Genomic DNA, 461 nt, shown 5'->3' with positions numbered 1-461 from the left:
CGCGGGCTATCTGGTGGACGCGGAGCAGCCAGACAAAGGCGTGGTCTTCAACGGGCGCGTGGCGGAGGATTTCAAGCTGTCCAGCGGCAGCTGGGTGTCGGTGGGCACGTTGCGGGTGGAGCTGGTGTCGCAACTGGCGCCGCTGGTGCAAGACATCGTGCTCACCGGGCATGACCGCGATGAGGTGGGCATGCTGGTGTTTCCGTCTGCGGCCGGTGCGGCCGACGCTGCGCGGCTGGAGCAGGCATTGCAGGCCGTGATGCGCGCGCGCCGGGATGCGGGCGCTGGGTCTTCGCAATGCCCCACACGGGCCATGGTGCTGGACATGGCGCCTGATGCAGACGCCGGGGAGATCACTGACAAGGGCTACATCAACCAGGGGGCGGTGCTGTCACGCCGCGCGGCGGCGGTGCAGGCGTTGTACGCCCATCCTGCAGCGCCAGGGGTCATCAGGGCCTGAT

1 pseudogene is annotated in these 461 nt (G+C 68.5%); it reads left to right on the top strand.

From position 1 onward, the window contains the following. A pseudogene (locus GPA27_RS28360) lies at positions 1-460 on the top strand (feruloyl-CoA synthase); the annotation flags it as partial. Position 461: the final 1 nt, after the last annotated feature.

Source organism: Aromatoleum toluolicum (assembly GCF_012911005.2).
In the GTDB taxonomy this organism is placed as follows: Bacteria; Pseudomonadota; Gammaproteobacteria; order Burkholderiales; family Rhodocyclaceae; genus Aromatoleum; species Aromatoleum toluolicum.
The sequence above is the reverse complement of the archived record's forward strand: the minus strand, read 5'-3'. Positions and strand labels throughout refer to the sequence as shown.